This window comes from Spongiibacter sp. C9W (genome assembly GCF_057370015.1).
Genome location: NZ_CM170672.1, coordinates 1771207 through 1790076, shown reverse-complemented (window position 1 = coordinate 1790076; position 18870 = coordinate 1771207). Strand labels below are relative to the sequence as shown.

Sequence of the window (18870 nt, the reverse complement as noted above, 5' to 3'; positions counted from 1 at the left end):
GCCCCCTCGAATCGGTTAGCTTACCAGCGCTTTGCTGGAGAAGATAACGCCGGTTTCATCGGCATAGGCGTAGTCGCCCGGTGCGATATCGATAGCGCCAAAGTGTAGGGCGACATTGAGTTGGCCCTCGTTGCGCTTCTCGGTTTTACGCGGCACGCTGCCCAGTGCCAATATGCCTAGCTCCATCGGGGCGATCTCTTCCACATCGCGCAGATAGCCGTAGATGATAATACCGCTCCAACCATTTTTAACCGCGGCGCCAGCAAGGTTGTCGCCAAGCAGTGAACGTCGCACTGAGCCGCCGCCATCAACGACTAATACGCGGCCTTCGCCAGGCTGTTTAACTTGCTCGGCAACCAAGGAGTTGTCTTCAAAGCACTTAATGGTGACAACTTGGCCGCCGAAATTGTGAGTCGCGCCGTAGTGGCGCAGCGGCAGTTCAAGAACGCGTACGTCGTCGCCGAATTCGTCGCAGAGATCGGGTGTAGAGATGGGCATGATTTTCCTCCGGGGGCTCAACGCGGCAGTGTTGGCGCTGAGCATAAAATAAATGATTCGGGTTAGGGCTTAGTCTGTGACTACAGCGAGGCACGATGCACTAATATCTGCATCGTAATAGGCCATGCCCAATTTATTTAGGTACTCCAAGCGATCGGCTTTCATTAGGTCTATTTCGGGCGCGTCGAAATTATTAGCTTGGTAAATACCTGCCAGATAAGCCATAAATTGCTCGCCCTCTTCGACTAATAATAAGCTGGCGGCGCCTACATCGGGTTTCACTTTGGCGTTCAGTTCTTCAGGAAGTGTTACCGCAAGTACAACTGGCTGCTCCTCGCCCTGAAACCTTACGCGGCGATTTCTCACGGTTTGCTCGGCCCAGTAAAAAGCCAATTCCTTGCTCTGGGTTAAGAAGACCGGTTCGATAGATTCGGAATAGCTATTGCCGATAGTGGCCATGGTTTCTTTGGCCGCTTGCTTCAGTGCCTTGTCGCCAGAGCGTTTTAAGCCCTGCTCCATGATGGCGTCAACCAGCGCCGAAGAGGTGCCGTGATACCACGTGCTGCTGGTGGTAAAGCCCTGTTCGCTTAATAAAGCCCTGGCATCTTTAAGAAAATCTGGTGCGTCAGTCATAGTAGAAGTTACACAGTCGGTTTGAGTTGGAAAGCATGTAGAAGTTTAGGGAAGCTTTGCACAGCTTAGCAATATCTCTGCGGGCCCTAAAAGGTCTGCGATTATCTTATTTAGCTAATTCTGCCCACAAAAAAGGCGACGCCTTTTTTAAGGTGTCGCCTTTCGATTCGCAAGTGCGCTGTGCCCCGCGTGTTGCTAATTGCCGGGCACGTCGCCTAACGCGTGTTCAGATTTAGCTGAACTGGTTAGAGGTGTTTTTCGCACCACCTGCTTTCAGTGCCATTTCACCTGCGTAGTACTCTTTGTGATCGTCGCCCAGGTCAGAACCGGCCATGTTTTGGTGCTTAACACAGGCGATACCCTGACGGATCTCTTTACGCTGAACGCCTTCAACGTAACCCAGCATTGCTTTGTCACCGAAGTACTCTTTCGCCAGGTTGTCTACAGACAGTGCTGTAGTGTGGTAAGTCGGCAGAGTGATCAGGTGGTGGAATACGTTCGCTTCACGGGCAGTGTCTGCCTGGAAGGTGCGTACACGTGCATCAGCTGCAGCAGACAGTTCAGAGTCGTCGTACTCAGCAGACATCAGGTTGTCACGGTCGTAAGCAGAAACGTCTTTACCTTCAGCCGCCCATGCATCGTAAGTCTGCTGACGGAAGTTCAGTGTCCAGTTGAACGAAGGCGAGTTGTTGTAAACCAGTTTCGCATCGGGGTGAACCTTGCGAATCTCGTCCATCATGCCTTTGATTTCGTGAACAGTCGGTACTGCAGTTTCGATCCACAGCAGGTCAGCGCCAGCGTTGATCGCTTCGATGCAGTCAAATACGCAACGCTCGTGGCCAGTGCCCTGACGGAACTGGTACAGACCTGAAGGCAGGCGCTTAGGACGAACCAGCTTGCCGTTGCGGCTGATCAGTACATCGCCTTCAGCAGTGTCTTCTGGAGCAACTTCTTCACAATCCAGGAAGGAGTTGTAAATGTCACCTTGGTCGCCTGGCTCGCGAACAACAGCGATTTCTTTAGTCAGGCCAGCACCTTCAGAGTCAGTACGTGCAACGATAACACCGTCATCAACACCCAGCTCAAGGAAGGCGTAACGCAGCGCGCGCAGCTTAGCGTGGAAGTCAGCGTGGGGTACGGTTACTTTACCGTCCTGGTGACCACACTGCTTCTCATCGGCAACCTGGTTTTCGATCTGCAGGCAGCATGCACCGGCTTCGATCATTTGCTTGGCCATCAGGTAAGTCGCTTCAGCGTTACCAAAACCGGCATCGATGTCAGCAACGATGGGTACAACGTGAGTTTCGTGGTTGTCGATTTTGCTTTGGATTTCAGCTTCTTTAGCGCTGTCGCCAGCTTCGCGTGCTGCGTCCAGCTCGCGGAACAAGCCACCCAGCTCACGTGCGTCAGCTTGGCGCAGGAAGGTGTACAGCTCTCTTACCAGGTCGGCAACAACGGTCTTCTCGTGCATAGACTGGTCAGGCAGAGGACCAAAGCTAGAGCGCAGTGCAGCAACCATCCAGCCAGACAGGTAGAGGTAGCGGCGCTCAGTTGAGCCGAAGTGCTTTTTGATAGAGATCAGCTTTTGCTGACCAACAAAACCGTGCCAGCAGCCCAGAGACTGAGTGTACTTGGTTTTGTCTTTGTCGAACTCGGCCATGTCGCGACGCATGATGCCAGCGGTGTACTTGGCAATGTCCAGGCCGGTTTTGAATTTGTTCTGAGCACGCATGCGCGCGGCAGATTCGGGGTTGATAGCATCCCATGGGCTACCGGCTTGCTCTTTAAGTCCGGCGATGGATTGGATGTCTGCTTCTAACGATGACATATGCGGTCCCTTTTCATTGCGGTGGGTGGTTTAACGCAGGCTAGTGTACTCGCGACCTATAAATTTTTCTAATTTATAGATTCTATATTCGGTATTTTCGCGAGGAATGTTGCTGGGGTGTTGTGCTGCTTCGCTTGCATAAGCAATTTCTATTTTAATAAATTGCTGCGGGGCCCGCTGGTTATCCACCATTTAATAAATGAATAACAAGCATAATGTGGATATATTTGTGAAATCATTGGCGGCTAGCTAGGATGTCCTCCTAAGCCGTTATCTCTGATTTGCATGTGTTAGCTGTTAACATTCATGCTTCTTATATAAAGGGCGGTTTACAGACTCACCGACGCTAGAAGGAGTGGCAGATGTCAGCGCAGCAAATCAACCGGGTAGAACACAGTGGTCTTCAGATTGCCGAGGTCTTGTACCGTCTGGTGAATGAGCAGGTTGCCCCGGGTACCGGCATCGAGCCCGACGCGTTCTGGTCTGCACTGGCCGCGATTGTCGCTGATCTGGCGCCAAAGAACAAAGCTCTGTTGGCCAAGCGGGACGAGATTCAGGCCAAGATCGACGATTACCACCGCGCCAACCCGGGTAAGCCGGATATGGCGGCGTATAAAGCGTTCCTGGAAGAGCTAGGTTATCTGCTGCCCGAGCCCGCTGATTTTACCATTACCACCGAAAACGTCGATCAAGAAATCGCCGAACTGGCTGGCCCTCAGCTGGTAGTGCCGGTGATGAATGCCCGGTTTGGTCTGAACGCTGCCAATGCCCGCTGGGGTAGCCTGTACGACGCTCTGTACGGCACCGATGTGATTTCTGAAGAGGGTGGTGCCGAGCGCGCTGGCGCTTACAACCCGGTTCGCGGTGATAAGGTTGTCGCTTATGCCAAGGCCTTCCTCGACAAGCATGTTGCTCTGGCTGAAGGCAGTCACGCCGATGCCACGGCATACAAAGTAGAAAATGGCAGTCTGGTAGTTAGCCTGGCGAATGGCGCCAATACCGGTCTGCAAGCGCCGGAGAAATTTGCCGGTTATATCGGCGATGCCGCTGCGCCCAGCAATATCCTGTTGGTTAACAACGGCCTGCATATTGATATTCAGATTGACGGCAGCCACCCGATTGGCAAAACCGATGCCGCTCAGGTGAAAGATGTTTGCCTGGAATCTGCCCTGACCACCATCCAGGACTGTGAAGACTCGGTTGCCGCGGTAGACGCTGAAGACAAGTGCGTGGCCTACAGCAACTGGCTCGGCCTGATGAAGGGCAACCTCAGCGAAACCTTTAGCAAAGGTGGCAAAGAGCAGACTCGTCGCATGGCTGAAGACCGCTTGTTCACAGCGCCCAACGGCGGTGAAAAAGTGCTGCACGGCCGCAGCCTGCTGCTGGTGCGCAACGTCGGTCACCTGATGACCAATAACGCGATTATCGACGCACAGGGTAACGAAATCCCTGAAGGCATTATGGATGCCATGGTTACCGTACTGGCGGCGATGCACGACTTGAAAAAGACCGGTAGCCTGAGCAACTCACGCACCGGCAGTGTTTACATCGTTAAGCCGAAAATGCACGGCCCCGAAGAAGTGGCCTTTGCCGCCGAGCTGTTTGGCCGCGTTGAGGACGCTCTCGGTCTGGCTCGCAATACCCTGAAAATAGGTATTATGGATGAGGAGCGCCGTACCACGGTTAACCTTAAAGCCTGTATTGCTGCCGCCAGTGAGCGCGTGATCTTTATCAATACCGGCTTTCTGGATCGCACCGGCGATGAAATCCACACCAGCATGGAAGCCGGCGCTTTTGTCCGCAAGGCTGACATGAAGCAACAGGCTTGGATCAAGGCCTACGAAGACTGGAACGTGGATATCGGTCTGTCCTGCGGCCTCAGTGGCAAGGCGCAAATCGGTAAGGGCATGTGGGCCATGCCAGACGAAATGGCGCAGATGATGGAGGCCAAAATCGGTCACCCCAAAGCCGGTGCCAACTGTGCCTGGGTACCGTCGCCCACGGCAGCCACCCTGCACGTAATGCACTACCATGAAGTGAATGTGCGCAGCCAGCAAGAGCAGTTGGCGGATCGTCAGCGCGCCGCTTTGGAAGATATTTTGACCATCCCAGTCGCCGAAAACACCGACTGGAGCGCTGAAGAGATTCAGAACGAGCTGGATAACAATGCCCAGGGTATTCTCGGCTATGTTGTTCGCTGGATCGACCAGGGCGTGGGCTGCTCTAAAGTTCCAGACATCAACGATGTGGGTCTGATGGAAGACCGCGCGACACTGCGCATTTCCAGTCAGCACATCGCCAACTGGTTGCGCCACGGCATCTGCAGCGAAGAGCAGGTAATGGAAACGATGCAGCGGATGGCGGCGGTTGTTGATCGCCAGAATGCCGGCGATGCAAGCTACCGCAATATGGCGCCGAACTTTGACGATAGTGTGGCTTTCCAGGCTGCTTGTGAGCTGGTTTTTGAAGGTGTCAAACAGCCCAGTGGCTACACAGAACCAGTATTGCACCGCCGCCGTATTGAATACAAAGCGAAGCACGGCGCTTAAGGACTCCGGTCCACAACGATTTCCTGTCAGTGAGGCTTGGCCCGGTTCTACCGGGCCTTTTTTTTGCCTGCTTTCTATGTGCTTTGCTGGCGAAGTGGCGAAAAACTGCCCATAATCACCCCGTATTATATTGAGTAGCGGAGTCATCAGTCTCATGAATTTGTCGCGTATCGACCTGAACCTGCTGGTTTACCTGGACGTGCTTCTGCGCGAGAAAAATGTCACGCGAGCGGCGGAGCAATTGGGAATTACCCAGCCAGCCCTGAGTAACGGTTTGCGGCGCTTGCGTGACCTGTTTAATGACCCGCTTTTAGTGCGTACCAGTGAGGGGATGACGCCGACAGAGCGCGCGCTGGAGCTGCAACCGCAGGTAAGGAATATTCTGTCCTCAGTAGAACAGGCGGTGCTGCCCGTATCAGACTTTGAAGTGACTGAGAGCACGCGGGTGTTCCGGGTTATGGCCAGTGACTACGCCGAATCGACCTTGTTGACGAGGCTCTTGTTCAAGCTCCGTGACGAGGCACCTAATATTACACTGGATATCCTGACGCCCTCCGATGTGACCTTCCAGGACCTTGAGCAAGGCAAGATCGATATGGCGGTCAACCGTTTCGACCGTTTGCCGCAATCCTTCCATCAGGCTACCGTCTGGCGCGACAGTTTTTCCTGCCTGATGAGCAGCGAGAATAAGGCGCTGGAGAATTTTGATATGGATGCCTTTCTTGCTGCGCCGCATATCTGGGTAAGCAAGACCGGTATGGGGGTTGGCCGTGGCATGAGCCACAGAGATAGTCAGCGCTTGGGCTGGGTGGATGAGGCACTTGCCGAAGTGGGGCACGAACGTCAGATTCGCGTTTTCACGCGCCACTATCAAGTGGCTGCCTTGCTGGCAAGACACCCCGATCTGATCGCCACCCTGCCTACCCAGGTCGCCAAGTTGTATGCCGAAGATCCACGGCTGGCAGTTCGCAAGCCGCCATTTATGATTATCCCCATCGAGCTGAAACTGGCTTGGAGTCCGCTCCTGCAGCACGACCCCGGTCACATCTGGCTGCGCCGCCGCATCGTTGATATGGGCCAGGAAATGATTGAACACGGCTAGCGAGATTTACTTATATAGCTGCCTGCTTGCACTGCGTACACTGCTGTTTTTATCTGCAGGACATCCGGGGTGCACCAGTTGAGTTTTGGTCGCGTTCGACCAGTCGGCAATATTGTCGAACTCTGTATTGACGAGGGGCGTGAATTGACACTCCAGTCCCTCACTGAATTTCGCACGTGGATAGGCGCGCATATGCCCCCGCGGTTTGCGGTGTTGGTCACAGGCTCCTTAGATTTCTCGCTGGGCTTTGAGGCACAGGCCGACTTGGGGAATGTTGCGGGCTTACAGGCTATCGCCATCGTTCGACAATTCCCGCGTAGTGACTTGGTTTTCGATGTTATTCGTCGTCTGCCGCGCGATCACGTACTGAAACTAGAGCTATTTCCCTCGCGCGACAGCGCTTGCAAGTGGCTTAGAGAACACTTGGTCGTGACCAATTAATCGGACAAATATTCCCCAAACCCAGGCCTTAACCGCCGCTTCGCGTGACCTCGTCGGCTAAAGCTGTCATGCTTGCCGCCTCATTTTAACGGGAGGTTCCCATGAATATTGCCAACGATTGCGTGGTGGCATTTCACTACACCCTCACCGACGACAACGGTGTGGAACTCGATTCATCAAAAGGTCAGGATCCCCTGGCGTATCTGCATGGCCATGGCGGCATTATCCCCGGCCTTGAGCGCGAGCTGGAAGGCAAAGCCGCGGGTGATGAATTGAAAGTGACTGTTCAGCCAGGCGACGCCTATGGCGAGCTCAACCCCGAGCTGATTCAAGCTGTGCCCCGCGACGCTTTCCAGGGTGTAGAGCAGATCGAGGTGGGTATGCAGTTCCAGGCGCAGGGCGCTGGTGGTCAAGTGCAGATGGTCGTTGTAAAAGCGGTTGATGACGAGAACGTCACGGTCGATGCCAACCATCCACTGGCAGGCCAAACACTTCACTTTGAAGTCAGCATTGCCGACGTGCGTCAGGCAAGCGAAGAGGAAATTGCTCACGGTCACGTGCACTGATTGAGCGGTTTGATGGGCCGGTAGCCATCGGCCTGTCCCCCCCCTGCGTTCCCCACTTTCGTATTTTCCCCCGCGTTTCACCCTGTTGCTGGCAAGAAACCTGCTTGTTTACCTTGAGCGGCCGCTTTTATTGGTGGCTATTATGCTTATAAGAATTCAAGGAGAAGCATTGAGTGTCTCAATTAGAACTTGGTATCGCAGCGTTTTTGCAGCGTGAGTCGTTGCCGGCCAGGTATTCCCAGCAAATCCATGAGTATTTTCTGCCCTTTATTCAGGGGTATCTGGCAGCCCCGACCGAGGGTGTTCGCGTGCTGGGTATTCACGGCGCGCAAGGCAGTGGTAAATCCACGTTAACGGCCTTTTATCAATGGTATTTGAGTGAGTGTTGTGGCCTTCGCGTGGCGGCTATCTCTTTGGATGACTTCTACCTCTCCCCTGAACAGCGCGAACAATTGGCGCAGCAGGTTCACCCCTTACTCGCTACCCGAGGCGTGCCTGGCACGCATGATGTTGCCTTGGCTCGTCGCACCTTGTCCGCGCTCCGGGCAGGCCAGGCGTGCTCGTTGCCGCGATTTGATAAAGCGCGGGATCGCGCCTTTCCCTCAGTCGAATGGCCTCAGGTGAGCGGTGTCGATGTGGTGATTTTCGAAGGCTGGTGCCTGGGGGTGCCCCCTCAGCGGGATGCCGAATTACGTGACCCGATTAACGCCCTTGAGCATGGCGAAGATGCCTCGGGAAACTGGCGCCGCTGGGTGAATGAGCAGTTGCAAGCGGTTTATCAACCGCTGTTTGCTGAGCTCGATTATTTATTGATGCTGCAGGCGCCGAGCTTTGACTGTGTGGCACACTGGCGCAGTGAACAGGAAAAAAAGCTAATGGCTCGGCGAGCGAATGACCCCAACGCACAGTTTATGAGCGCCGCGCAGATACATCGGTTTATCAGCCATTACGAGCGCATAACGCGGCATGCCATTGCCGTGCTGCCGGCGCAGGCCGATGCCTGCATGGTGCTTGACGCTCAGCGCCGAGTGCGAGCATTACAGTACCGGGAGGCAGGTTCGTGAAGCCCAGCGTTGTGTTTACCGACTTAGATGGCAGCCTACTCGACCACGACAGCTACTCGTTTGCGGCGGCCGCGCAAGCGCTGGCGTTGCTGGCGTTGCGCAACATCCCCTGGATATTGAATAGCAGCAAAACGGCCGCCGAGATGTCAGTGCTTCGCCAACAGCTGAACAATCGTTATCCCTACATTGTTGAGAATGGCGCGGCGGTGATTTACCCGGAGAATGGGCCGGACGGCTTGCGCGAGTGTCGCTGGGGGCGAGTAAAGCAGTTGGCCCGCTGTCGAGAGTGCTTCCTTCCACGCTTGCACCAGTGGCGAGCGGAGGAGGGGTTTCGCTTTCGCGGCTTTGCGGATATGAGCGCACCAGAATTGTGCGACGAAACCGGTTTGACCCAAAATGAAGCAGAGGCAGCTTTGCAGCGGGAATACTCCGAGCCGATTGTCTGGCAGGGCGACAACGCGAGCTGGCAGTGCTTTGAGCGACGGTTAACGGCGGAGGGGCTCCGAGCTCAGCGTGGCGGACGATTTATTCATATCAGCGACCACTGCGACAAGGGGCAGGCCATGCTCTGGCTGGCGCCTCGTCTGGTCGAGGGCTGCCAGGCCCCTCGCACCATTGCCTTGGGTGACGGCGGGAACGATGTGCCCATGCTCGCGCTGGCGGATGAGGCGGTGTTGATTCGCTCCCATGCCAATGAGCCACCGCCGGTTCCTGCGCCGAGGGGGCGCCTACAATTAACCGATGCTGTAGGCCCTGAGGGGTGGAATAGCGCTGTATTAGCGCTGTTGGGCGACAACGCTAGAAACGGCACGGAAAATGCCTAGTAATGTATAGGTAATCGGGCGTCTGGTCGCCACCTCGACAATGCTGGGGCAGCGAGGCGGCATGCACAGACGGACAATAACGACAGGGAAACCCCATGGCAGATTTTTATCAAAACGGCATCATCACCACATTGCATAACCTGGTTGATCGCCCCATTGAGGCCCTTGAGACAGAGCTCAGCCAATTCGCGCAACATCGGCCGATGGCGCTGGTGTTGCCATCGCTGTTCTCCGAGCTTGAGGGGCCGGCACTGGCGAATATCATTGATGAAATCGCCAAAGTTCCCTACATCAACGAGGTGGTGATCGGCTTAGACCAAGCGGATGAGGCGCAGTACCGCCACGCCTTGGCCTTTTTCAGCCGCCTTCCTCAGCGTCACCGAGTGTTATGGAATGATGGGCCGCGCCTGCGCGCCCTGGATGCCAAACTGCAAGGGCGCGGGCTGGCGCCGCTAGAGGCGGGCAAGGGGCGAAACGTTTGGTATTGCCTCGGTTACATATTGGCGTCGGGCGACAGTGAGGCGATCGCGCTGCATGACTGCGATATTTTGACCTACGATCGACGCCTGCTTGCACAGTTGTTTTATCCGGTTGCCAACCCCGCTTTCAACTACGAGTTTTGTAAGGGTTTCTATGCGAGGGTTGCCGACGGCAGGATGAATGGACGGGTCAGTCGCCTGTTGGTGACTCCCTTGATTCGCTCACTCAAAAAGATTTTTGGTGATCTGGATTACTTGGAGTATTTGGATAGCTATCGCTACCCCTTGTCCGGTGAGTTCTCCATGCGACGAGATGTGCTCAATGATCTGCGTATTCCCAGCGACTGGGGGCTGGAGATCGGCGTGCTGTCGGAGATGTACCGCAATTACTCGACGAACCGCCTCTGTCAGGCAGACATCGCGGATGCCTACGATCACAAGCATCAATCACTGTCTGCCGATAACGACGCCGGTGGCTTGTCGAAAATGTCTATCGATATATCCAAGGCGATTTTTCGTAAGTTGGCGACTACCGGCGTGGTGTTTAACAGCGAGACCTTCCGCTCCATCAAAGCAACGTATTTTCGCGTGGCCTTGGACTTTGTCGAGAGCTATCGCAATGACGCCGTGATGAATGGCCTGGACCTGGATCTTCACCGAGAGGAAGAGGCGGTGGAGTTGTTTGCCGGCAATATTGTTAAAGCGGGCAATGATTTTCTCGACAACCCGATGGAGACGCCCTTCATTCCCAGCTGGAACCGCGTGTGTAGCGCTGAGCCGCGACTTCCCGGCGAACTGCTGGCGGCGGTCGACGCTGATATGGCCGAGTACAGCCAATGACAGGTAGCGACGCCCAGCAGCACTTGAAAGACAAGCTCTATGCGCATGTCGAGCATATCTACCCCGCTGAAAATGCTGACGAGCTCGTAGAAAAAATGATCGCGCTGATGGACCTCAATCAGCGCTGTTTTATGCCTGAGCCACACAAGAACCTGTGGGACGAGCGCGACTGTTTAATGATTGCCTACGGCGATTCTCTGCTCAAAGAGGGGGAATGGCCGCTGCATACCTTACACGATTTCTTGCGCAGCGAATGCCGTGGGGTGATCAGTGGTGTGCATATCTTGCCGTTCTATCCCTGGAGTTCCGATGACGGCTTTTCGGTTATCAACTACGTTGAGGTGAACCCGGCGCTGGGTGAGTGGCAGGACGTGAGCGCCATTGCTCGCGACTTCGATCTCATGGCTGACTTGGTCGTCAATCATTGCTCCAGCCGCAGTCAGTGGTTTGAAAATTATAAGCAGCGCCGCCACCCGGGAAAGGACTACTTCGTAGAGGGCGACCCGCAATGGGACCTGTCTGCGGTGGTCAGGCCGCGAACCAGCGATTTGCTGGCGGAGGTGCAAACGCTCGACGGTAAGCGCCATGTCTGGTGCACTTTCAGCCACGACCAGGTCGACCTCAATTTTCGCAACCCCGAGGTGCTGCTGGAGTTCGTGCGCATTATTCGGCATTACCTGGATCAGGGGGTAAAAATTTTTCGTCTAGATGCGGTTGCCTTTCTGTGGAAGGAGGTCGGTGGCAGCTGCCTAAATTTGAGCCAGACCCACGAAATTGTCAGGCTGTTTCGCAGCTTGGTTGAGCACGCCGCGCCAGATGCCATTCTGATTACAGAGACGAATATCCCGCTGCGAGAAAATTTGGCCTACTTTGGCAACGCCAATGAAGCGCATCTGGTATACAACTTCTCATTGCCGCCACTGCTGCTCAATGCACTGGTCAGCGGTGACAGCGCCGCGCTGACTAACTGGATGATGGGAATGCCAGCGGCGCAGGACGGCACCAGTTACTTCAACTTTATTGCCTCTCACGACGGCATTGGCTTGCGCCCGGCCGAGGGCTTGTTGAGCGATGCCGAAATTGATGACCTGGTGGCGCTGATGCAGCGCAGCGGTGGCCGGGTGTCGTGGCGCGCCTTGGGTAGTGGTGCCAGCCGCCCCTACGAGATTAACATTAGCTTGTTCGATGCGATGCGCCAGCGCCAGGGCGCGGGCGAGGATGGCTTCCAAGAGGCGCGTTTTCTCTGCGCTCACGCTTTGATGCTGGCCTTGCAGGGCATACCCGCGTTTTATATTCACAGCCTATTGGCGACGCCAAACGACGAGCAGCGGGTTGCGCACAGCAATCACAACCGAGCGATTAATCGTCATCAGTGGCAGGCTGACGAGCTCGCCAGCGCGCTGGCGGAGGGCAGTCATCACCGGCGGATATTCGATACCCTTAAAGCGATGATTCGTCGGCGCGCTCAGCAACCGGCGTTTCACCCCAATGCTGCCCAGTACCCGCTTCACTTGGGCAGCGCCCTGTTTGGCCTGCGCCGAGAGAGCGTTGTTGAGGGCGCAGAGCAAACCTTACTGGCAATCTACAACCTCAGTGCGGACATGCAGCGACTGCCCCTTGCCGAGCTGAATCTCGATGCTGGTTTGCGCTGGCGGGAATTGCTCAGCGGTGCGGAGATTGGCGCCGAGCGCGGCGACCTAATGCTGCCGCCCTATGCGTACTGCTGGCTGGCGGCGGAAGCCGAGTAAGGGTGGTCGGCCGCTAGGCGCACGAACTGTTCTTGTATTGACCCCCAATGTTACTCAACCGTTTGGGCGTATCTGCTATGCTTCGGCCTCGTTTTGTCCAATAGATTATGCACCACGAGGTTCGTGATGGCCGATTATAAAGCTCCCCTGCGTGATATCGATTTTGTCTTGAATGACTTCCTTAATAGTGAACAACACTATGCTGGTCTGCAGGGCTGTGAGCAGCTTAGCAGTGACCTGATGGATGCGATCATTAGCGAAGGGGCCAAGTTCGCAGAGAACGTCGTCAACCCCATTGCCGCTACTGGTGATGAGCAGGGCTGTAAATTCGTTGATGGTAAGGTCTCTACGCCAGATGGTTTCAAGGAAGCCTTTCGCCAGTGGGGCGAAGGCGGCTGGCAGGCCTTGGGTGTACCTGCTGAAGACGGTGGTCAGGGCTTGCCTTCGTCGCTTGGCACGGTGATCGGTGAAATGGTCGGCGCCCCGAGCTGGGCATTCAGTATGTACGGCGGCCTCGCATTGGCTCCCGTTACCTGCCTGCTTAACGGCGGCACTGAGGAGCAAAAACAGCGCTATCTCCCCAAACTGCTGAGCGGCGAGTGGGCAGGCACAATGTGCCTGACCGAGGCGCACTGCGGCTCCGACGTCGGCCTGCTGCGCACAAAGGCCACCAAGAATGACGATGGCACCTACACCCTGCAGGGCACCAAGATCTTTATCTCGGGTGGCGAGCAGGATATGACCGACAACATCATTCACGCCATTTTGGCGCGTGTTGACGGGGCGCCGGAGGGCACCAAGGGTGTGTCACTGTTTATCGCGCCGAAATACTGGGTGAATGAAGACGGCTCAATGGGCGACTTCAACAACATCAATTGTGGCTCCATTGAAAAGAAAATGGGTTTGAAAGCCTCGGCGACCTGTGTAATGAACTACGACGGCGCGCGGGCGGTGTTGTTGGGCGAAGAGAATCGCGGCTTGGAAATTATGTTCAAGCTGATGAACTCCGCCCGTTTGGGAACAGCCCTGCAAGGGCTGGCCATGGGTGAGATCGCCTATCAGGGCGCGATGGATTATGCCCGCGAGCGTTTGCAGATGCGCTCGTTAACAGGGCCGAAGAACCCAGATGGCCCCGCCGATCCGATTATCGTCCACCCCGATGTGCGCCGTATGCTGCTTACTCAGAAGGCCTTTGTGGAAGGCCAGCGCGCGTTCATCTACTGGTTGGCTCAACAGGTGGATTTAACCAAGCACGGCGATGAAGAGCAGCAGGCACACGCGGGCAAGTTGTTGGAGTTACTGACACCCATTGCTAAGGCATTCTGTACGGAAACGGCCCAGGAAGTTACCTACCTCGGCATGCAGGTATTTGGTGGTCACGGCTACATCAGTGAGCACGGCATGGAGCGCATCGCACGTGATAACCGCATCTCAACGGTGTACGAAGGAACCACTGGTATTCAGTCGCTGGACTTGATTGGTCGCAAGGTAATGGGTAGCGGTGGCGAAGTGCTGCGTCACTTTACCAAAATCATTCACAAGTACTGCGAGTCTCACAAAGACAACAGTGCGATGACTGAATTTGTTGAACCGCTGGCGGCGCTGAACAAAGAGTGGGGCGAGCTCACCATGGCGGTGGGTGAAAAAGCGATGAACAATGCTGACGAAGTCGGCGCGGCGTCGGTGGATTACCTGATGTACTCCGGTTATGTCGCATTTGCCTACATTTGGGCGCAAATGGCCGAGGTGGCCCAGCAGAAATTGGATGCCGGTGAAGACAACGGCCTGTACCGAGGTAAGGTTAAAACGGCGCGCTTCTACTTCCAGCGCCTGCTGCCGCGCACCGCAACCCACAAGGCGGCTATGCTAGCGGGGGCTGACGCGTTGATGGATGTTAGCGAAGATGAGTTTGTCTACTGAGACAACGCTGTCTGCCAGCAATAAAAAACGGAGCCTTATGGCTCCGTTTTTGTTTCAGCTTATGGTGTTAGCGGTTGAGCCGCTGGTCGATCAGCTGGTCGACAACCGAGGGGTCGGCCAGTGTTGAGGTGTCGCCGAGGTTCTCCAGCTCATTGGCGGCAACCTTGCGCAAGATGCGCCGCATAATTTTGCCGGAGCGGGTCTTGGGTAGCCCCGGAGCCCACTGAACCAGGTCCGGTTTTGCGATGGGGCCGATTTCCTGCACGCAGAGCGCGGTGAGTTCTTTAACCAGTTCCTCGCTGCCTTCTACGTCATGCATTAGCGTGACGTAGGCATAGATACCCTGGCCCTTCACATCGTGGGGGTAGCCGACCACCGCCGCTTCGGCGACCTTATCGTGCAGTACCAGCGCGCTTTCAACCTCGGCGGTACCCATGCGGTGGCCGGAGATATTCAGCACATCATCGACGCGGCCGGTAATCCAGTAGTCACCGTCTTCATCGCGGCGCGCGCCGTCACCGGTGAAATAGTAGCCGGGGTAGGCGCTAAAGTAGGTGTCGATCATCCGTTGATGGTCGCCGTAGACGCTGCGAATTTGGCTAGGCCAGGAGCGTTTGATTACCAGCAGCCCCTCACCGGGGCCCTCAATTTCCTTGCCTTCGGTGTCCAGCAGTGCGGGCTCAACGCCAAAGAAGGGCTTGGTGGCTGCTCCCGGTTTCATGTCGGTGGCGCCGGGCAGGGGGGTGAGCATATGCGCGCCGGTTTCTGTTTGCCACCACGTGTCTACGATCGGGCAACGTTTGTCGCCAACAACGCGGTAGTACCACTCCCAGGCCTCTGGGTTGATCGGCTCACCGACGGTGCCCAGCAGTCGCAGACTACTGCGCGAGCTGCGCTCCACAAATTCATCGCCTGCCCCCATGAGTGCACGAATTGCTGTGGGTGCGGTGTAGAAAATACTGACATTATGCTTGTCGATGACCTGCCAAAAGCGCGAGGCATCGGGGTAAGTGGGCACGCCTTCAAAGAGTAGCGTGGTCGCGCCATTAGCCAGTGGGCCGTATACGATATAGCTATGTCCGGTTACCCAGCCGACGTCGGCGGTACACCAGTAGACCTCGCCGTCTTTGTAGTCAAACACGTACTTGTGGCTCATGGCTGACTGCAACAGATAGCCAGCGCTGGTGTGCAGCACACCTTTGGGTTTGCCGGTTGAGCCGGAGGTGTAGAGGATAAATAGAGGCGCTTCGCTCTCGACGGCCTCAGGGGCACATTCGGCGCTTGCCGCCTGGGTGGCTTCTTCGTAGCAAACGTCGCGGCCTTCCTGCCAGCTGACATCGGCGCCAGTGCGGCGCACCACAATACAGCTGCCGACGGTGGGGCAGTCGGCGAGGGCTTTGTCGGCATTCTCTTTCAAGGGAATTGCCTTGCCGCCGCGAACACCCTCATCAGCGGTGATCAGCATTTTGCATTCGGCGTTTTGAATGCGGTCTTTCAGTGCCTCGGGGGAGAACCCGCCGAATACCACTGAGTGCACGGCGCCGATGCGGGCGCAGGCCAGCATGGCGTACGCCGCCTCGGGAATCATCGGCATGTAAATGCATACTCGATCGCCCTTCGTCACGCCGCGTGCTTTCAGCACGTTGGCGAGTTTGCACACCGCGATGTGCAGTTCGCGGTAGCTGATATGAGCGCTGTCGCTGGGGTCGTCGCCCTCCCAGATAATCGCCGTTTGTTCGCCGCGGCTTTCCAGGTGCCGGTCGATGCAGTTATAACTCACATTCAGCTTGCCACCGTCAAACCAGCTGGCTTCTCCCTTGGGGAAATCGTACTCACAGATATTGTTCCAAGGCGTGTCCCAGCTCAGCATTTCACTGGCTTGTTGCGCCCAGAAGGTGTCTGGGTCGTCGATGGATTGCCGATACATTTCTTCGTAGCGATCGCGATCAATATGCGCATCACGGGCAAAGGCTTCGGGTACGGAATGGGGAGTAAAAGTCGTCATGGCGCATCCTGTTTATTGCATTTATTGTGGCTGCCGGAATCCATTAGGCAGCGACCGATGCGTTGAGCATACCTGCTGATAACACGCCGTTGAAGCCCAAATAGACTAAAGTCGAAGGGGGTTTTTTAGCGATATTTCCGCTCGAATGGGCGGATGGTGGGGCAAAAGGGCCCGAAGGCCCTGTGCGCGAGCTACCAGTGTTCGGGGTAGTCGAAGTTGGGGTATTCAAGCCCGATGCGCTTGGCGTATTCATTGGCGAAAACCCCATTGGGGTCCAATTTTGCCAGCACTTTATTAAAGCGGCTGAGGCGTTTGCCGTAGTCGTAAACGCCGAGTTCACGTTGCAGGTCGAAGGCCCATTCACGATTCTTTGCCCAGTGGGCTCGAGCGCCGAAGTCTTCAATCAATACCGTGACATACTCCACAAAGGGTGCCATATACGTTTCCAGCTCTGCGTCGCTGAAACCGGCCGGCACGTAGATCGGCATCTCAATGTGGACGACATGGCTGTTGTCTTCAAATGGGCCGCCGGTGCCTGTGTAGGCCATGAGAGTGTGGTCTTCACTTTTTGCGTATCGAGTGAAGACGCCGACAAGAGGAAGCCGAACGTCAAGGTTCTTGCGGTTCTGGCCGTGCAGGAAGCGGTTGATATATTCCATGGCGGCGGCAGCATTGGCGCGAGGAACCGCGACTTCCCAGTCCATTTGGAAGAAGCCGTCTTGGCCGTCGACCAGGGGGCTGGTAATCATTCGGTGTTGGGGGCCAATAACATCGGCGCTGAATACCGTTTTTCCGTCTTGCTCTTTGGTGAAGGGCGGTTGATTCACAAACTGCAGATAGCGGAATCGCTCCATTACCCCGTCGAGATACCCGCCAGGGTTACACGCGGCGGTGTGCATGGCCTGTTTGAAGAAGGGGAAAATCTGCGCGGGCACGGAGGGGTTCAATAGGCGATTCTGGGCGCCGGGCTCGGCGGCGGCGGTTGTTTCTTTGCCGCAGGTTCGCACGACCTTGCCAACACCGGGATACCAGTTGTACTGGCCGAAATCACACTGCTTAATGTTCTCCCAGGCTGAGTCGGGGCCGTTGTTAAACAAGTAGTCGTCATCGTGGTAGGTGACTTTGACGTGAAGGTTTTTAGTGTCTTGCACCTCGATTCTCAGACGGGTGACAACGCCGAGGTAGCCGAGGTTGGCGGTCAGGGCTTTCCATTCGTCTTTATTCGTTGTGCCGCGAGAGAAGTGTCGCAACTGCCCGTCTGCGGTCACGACGTCCATGCTGACCACGCTGTGGGAAAGCACGGTGCGATGCTTGGGAGAGCTGCCGTGTGAACTGGTTGCAATGTGCCCTGCCACAGTGGGAAATGCGTAACCCAGGTGGGTGTAGCCAATGGACTTGCCGCGAGGATGCAGCCATTCCGAGAGATCCCACATCAGCGTGCCCGCGGGCACGTTGACAACGTCGACGCCTTCAAAGGTCTCCAGTTGTATGCCCATATTGGGGTTGTGCATCGTGAGCTGTGCGGTGCTGATTAACACGCCGTCGGTGCACATTACATCGGTCGCGGAATGGGCTTTGCCTGTGACCTTCACGCGTTTCCCAGCCGCGGCAGCTGCACTCACCAGTTGCTTTACCTCGTCAACGCTACTGGGTGTGTGCAGTGTTTCAATGTCGTCGCACAGGGTTTGGTAGTTGTAAGAGGCGAGCTGCCAATCTCCGCAGTCGGCGGGACAGTTGTCGGCGGTCTCGAGCGCGTCGCACATCTGGTTGCCGCAGCTGGCGGCGATCTCCAGGCTAGGGCATGTGGCAAGCCCGCCGATATCGCCAACTAAAAGAGGGAGCTCGGTCAGTAGGCCAGGCAGATCGCTATCCCGGAAACGATAGACGACCTTGTCCTCAGCGCTGCCGCCACAGTATTCCCCATTTGCTCCCACCGAGCAGGCGAGCACCGAGAAAGCTTGAATGGGCACAATGGTGTCTTCGTCAAACCGATAGTTGAGTTCGCCGCTCTCGGCGGGGAGCTCGGTAATCAGGGCGGGTGTGCCGAGCAGCGGTAGGCTGAGGATTTTGTTGCCTTGCGTATCTGCCCAGTACAGCCGGTAGTGCGTAAGGGTCTCCCCGTTAGCGGCGGGGGTCAACTCAATCCCCTCCGCGGTGAGTTTGTCGGGAATAAGCTGCTCACCTGCGGTATAGGTAAAGCTAACCGCTCGGGGGAGCGGTAGTGTTTCGCTGCCGCCGCCGAATAGAGCGCCTAAGTTCAGTGCTTGTGCTGACATGCTGGCAGTCACCATAGCGCAGGCTGCCGCGCAGCGGCGCAGATCAGGCAAGCGACTGCTAAGAAAGTGCTTCATAGATTTCCTTATTTTTGTATTG

Annotated in this window: 14 protein-coding genes; 9 read left to right on the top strand and 5 right to left on the bottom strand. The window is 56.0% G+C overall.

The features are described 5' to 3' along the window. Nucleotides 1-15: 15 nt before the first annotated feature. The 3 genes from rraA to AC2Q8J_RS08510 all read right to left on the bottom strand — a co-directional run bounded on the left by rraA (nt 16) and on the right by AC2Q8J_RS08510 (nt 2959). Complete coding sequence (gene rraA, locus AC2Q8J_RS08520) at nt 16-498, bottom strand: ribonuclease E activity regulator RraA (protein ID WP_204997372.1); 483 nt, start codon at nt 496-498, stop codon at nt 16-18. 69 nt (nt 499-567) lie between these two features. Next, nucleotides 568-1131, bottom strand: coding sequence for a hypothetical protein (locus AC2Q8J_RS08515; protein ID WP_372877524.1), 564 nt, complete (start codon nt 1129-1131; stop codon nt 568-570). A gap of 232 nt (nt 1132-1363) precedes the next feature. Then, nucleotides 1364-2959 (bottom strand): isocitrate lyase, encoded by a 1596-nt coding sequence (locus AC2Q8J_RS08510; RefSeq protein ID WP_204997374.1) that lies wholly within the window; start codon nt 2957-2959, stop codon nt 1364-1366. 362 nt (nt 2960-3321) lie between these two features. Here AC2Q8J_RS08510 and AC2Q8J_RS08505 point away from each other — a divergent pair, with 362 nt between their 5' ends. From AC2Q8J_RS08505 to AC2Q8J_RS08465, 9 genes are all read left to right on the top strand, one after another. Beyond that, complete coding sequence (locus tag AC2Q8J_RS08505) at nt 3322-5508, top strand: malate synthase G (protein ID WP_372879803.1); 2187 nt, start codon at nt 3322-3324, stop codon at nt 5506-5508. Nucleotides 5509-5662: 154 nt separating this feature from the next. After that, nucleotides 5663-6610 carry a LysR family transcriptional regulator gene (locus AC2Q8J_RS08500; protein WP_204997376.1) on the top strand — a complete coding sequence of 316 codons (948 nt, stop codon included), beginning with the start codon at nt 5663-5665 and terminating at the stop codon, nt 6608-6610. 69 nt (nt 6611-6679) lie between these two features. Then, the gene (locus tag AC2Q8J_RS08495) at nt 6680-7051 is read left to right on the top strand and encodes a hypothetical protein (protein WP_486451061.1); all 372 of its coding nucleotides are present in this window, start codon (nt 6680-6682) and stop codon (nt 7049-7051) included. A 101-nt stretch (nt 7052-7152) separates the two neighbouring features. Continuing rightward, on the top strand, nt 7153-7617 hold the full coding sequence (locus AC2Q8J_RS08490; RefSeq protein WP_027873052.1) for an FKBP-type peptidyl-prolyl cis-trans isomerase: 465 nt from the start codon (nt 7153-7155) through the stop codon (nt 7615-7617). 173 nt (nt 7618-7790) lie between these two features. Beyond that, the gene (locus AC2Q8J_RS08485; protein ID WP_372879801.1) at nt 7791-8681 is read left to right on the top strand and encodes a phosphoribulokinase; all 891 of its coding nucleotides are present in this window, start codon (nt 7791-7793) and stop codon (nt 8679-8681) included. Next, nucleotides 8678-9505, top strand: coding sequence for an HAD-IIB family hydrolase (locus AC2Q8J_RS08480; protein WP_372879800.1), 828 nt, complete (start codon nt 8678-8680; stop codon nt 9503-9505). Before AC2Q8J_RS08485 ends, AC2Q8J_RS08480 begins: the two co-directional genes overlap by 4 nt. Before the next feature lie 95 nt (nt 9506-9600). Continuing rightward, the gene (locus AC2Q8J_RS08475; RefSeq protein WP_372879799.1) at nt 9601-10824 is read left to right on the top strand and encodes a glycosyltransferase family protein; all 1224 of its coding nucleotides are present in this window, start codon (nt 9601-9603) and stop codon (nt 10822-10824) included. Then, nucleotides 10821-12572, top strand: a complete 1752-nt coding sequence (locus AC2Q8J_RS08470; RefSeq protein ID WP_486451060.1) for an alpha-amylase family glycosyl hydrolase — start codon at nt 10821-10823, stop codon at nt 12570-12572. Before AC2Q8J_RS08475 ends, AC2Q8J_RS08470 begins: the two co-directional genes overlap by 4 nt. Nucleotides 12573-12698: 126 nt before the next feature. Further along, on the top strand, nt 12699-14492 hold the full coding sequence (locus AC2Q8J_RS08465) for an acyl-CoA dehydrogenase C-terminal domain-containing protein (protein ID WP_372879797.1): 1794 nt from the start codon (nt 12699-12701) through the stop codon (nt 14490-14492). Nucleotides 14493-14559: 67 nt separating this feature from the next. On the opposite strand, the gene acs is transcribed toward AC2Q8J_RS08465, so the two are convergent. Further along, on the bottom strand, nt 14560-16497 hold the full coding sequence (gene acs, locus AC2Q8J_RS08460) for an acetate--CoA ligase (RefSeq protein WP_486451059.1): 1938 nt from the start codon (nt 16495-16497) through the stop codon (nt 14560-14562). 191 nt (nt 16498-16688) lie between these two features. Next, nucleotides 16689-18848, bottom strand: a complete 2160-nt coding sequence (locus AC2Q8J_RS08455; RefSeq protein ID WP_486451058.1) for an FAD-binding protein — start codon at nt 18846-18848, stop codon at nt 16689-16691. Nucleotides 18849-18870 lie beyond the last annotated feature (22 nt).